Origin of the sequence: Paenibacillus darwinianus, from assembly GCF_000598065.1 — a bacterium.
GTDB lineage: Bacteria > Bacillota > Bacilli > Paenibacillales > Paenibacillaceae > Paenibacillus_I > Paenibacillus_I darwinianus.
Map to the genome: position 1 here is coordinate 1 of NZ_KK082149.1, position 2,150 is coordinate 2,150.

1 pseudogene is annotated in these 2,150 nt (G+C 65.9%); it reads left to right on the forward strand.

The window, feature by feature from the left end:
- Positions 1-2,150, forward strand: a pseudogene (locus BG52_RS15970) (hypothetical protein); the annotation flags it as partial.

A 2,150-nucleotide genomic window follows, 5' to 3' on the forward strand; every position in this document is an offset into this window, starting at 1 on the left:
CCGCCGCATGGACCGCTGCCCAGCGGGAAGCGGAGGAAGCGGAGCCGCGGCTCGCAGGACGGCGGGAGCAGCTTGCGCAAGCCGAACTGCTGGAAAGAGAGGTCGCGGCGCTCACCTCCGAAGCGGAGGCGAGCGGACGGCATCGCGAGACTGCCGAGGAGCGCGCCCGCACTTATGCGGAGCAAGCGGCAAAAGCGAAGGATTTGGTCAGCCGGGCCGCCGCGCGGCAGAACGAACTGAAGGCCAGGCTGAAGGAGCTGGAGCTTACGCCCGAGGAACGGCAGCGGATGACCGGCATGGCCCGGCAGGCCGAGCTGCTTGCCCAGGGCAGGCTTCGTCTGAGCGAAGCCGAACGCGAGCTTTCCCAATCGGGCGAGACGGCTTCCGCCGTCGAAGCGGCCGTGAACAAGGCGGCTGCTTCCAAGGAAGAAGCGGCCGAAGCGCTTCGCGCGCTGCAGCGGCTGCTCGTTCCCGCGCTGGAGGAGTTGCGCGGCCTCCAAGCCGGCTGGCGGGCGGAAGCCCTACAGCTGCCGGTGTGGATTGAACAGGAGCGGGAACGGGAAAAAACGTTGTCGAGGCTGAAGCTCGCCGCGCAATTGGCGGCCGATCTGGAATCGGGGGCGGCTTGTCCGGTATGCGGCTCGCTCGAGCATCCTGGCGCCCCGCATGCGCAAGGTTCAGCCGGCGATGACGGTGCGTTGGCGGCAGCGGCTGAATCCATCCGCGAGGGAGAGCGGATTCGCTCAGACCTGAACGGTTATTTGGTTCGCCTGTCTACCCTTCTGTTGAACGGGGAACGCACGGTGGACCAGATTCTCCGCACCCTTGGCGAGCAAATGGCGAAGCCGGCCGGTCAGCCGGCGCCTGTGGCCGGTTCGCTCGGCTTATCCGAGACGGCCGCCGCCGGGGATAGCGCAGCCGCCTCCTTAGGACGTCTTCGGAAGCGTCTTGAGGAGGCGCTGGCTCTGGCGGCCGTGCTTGAGGGACAATGGCGCGAAAGCGGCGGACATGCCGAGGCGCTTGTCGGAGCGTGGTTGGAGAGCGACCGTCGTTTGGCGCAAGCCACGGCCGAGCTCGGCGCGCAGCAGGCGGCGCTTCAAAAAGCGAAGGCAAGAATGGATGAGGCGGCAACTGCGGCTGAGCAGCAGCTGGAGGCGTGGCAAGCCTCGTTCGGCGATGTCGATCCAGTTAAAGCGGAAGAGACAATCGCCGGATGGGAGCGCCGCGACGGCGAGGCCCATGCGGCTAGGGAAGGATTGGATAAAAGCGTCGCGTTTATCGAGGAGAAAACCGCGTTGCTGCAGGAAGTCCATCGTCTCCACCAGGAGGCGATGCTCGGGGCGGTCGAAGCGGCGACACGGCTTGAAGGCCAGCGGAGATTGCTTGAGGAGCGTGCGCTGCGCCTTCAGGAAGCGACCGGAGGACGTGCCGCAGCCGAGCTGATCCGGGAAACCGAGACGGCGCTCAGGGCGCTGCGTATGCGGGTTCAGCAATGCCGGGAAACGCATGAAACGTCCTCCGCCGCGCTGGGAGAGGCCGCAGAACGAAGAAGCTCGGCGGGAGAGGCGGCGCAATCCGCGGCTTACCGCCATCGGGAAGCGGGCCGCAAGCTGTACGAGCAGCTCGCTTCATCCGGCTTTGAGTCTGCCGGGGGCGTGCGCAGCCTGCTGCCTCTGCTAGCCGAACGGGCAAAGCTGGCGGAAGATATTGAGCGTCACCGCGAAGCGTGCAAGCAGCTTAAAGCGCAAATCGAGCTGCTTCAGGAGCGCCTTGCAGGCCGTTTCGTCGATGAAGAGCGATGGAACGTATGCGTTGCGCGGCTGTCCGCAGCGAAGGCGGACAGCGAATCGACGCTGCAGGCGGCTGCCAAGGCGGAACGCGCAGTTGAGGAGTTGAAGCTTAAGCATGAGCGGTGGAACGCGCTGGAGCGGCGTCGAATGGAGCTGCAGGCGCAGTGCTCGCGCCTCGGCAAGCTGCAAACGGTGTTCCGCGGCAATGCTTTCGTCGAATATGTGGCGGAGGAGCAGCTCGTTCAGGTGTGCCGGGCCGCTTCGGAACGGCTCGGTTTTCTGACGAAACGCCGCTATGCGCTGGAGGTCGATTCCGGCGGCGGCTTTGTCATCCGCGACGACGCCAACGGCGGCATTCGC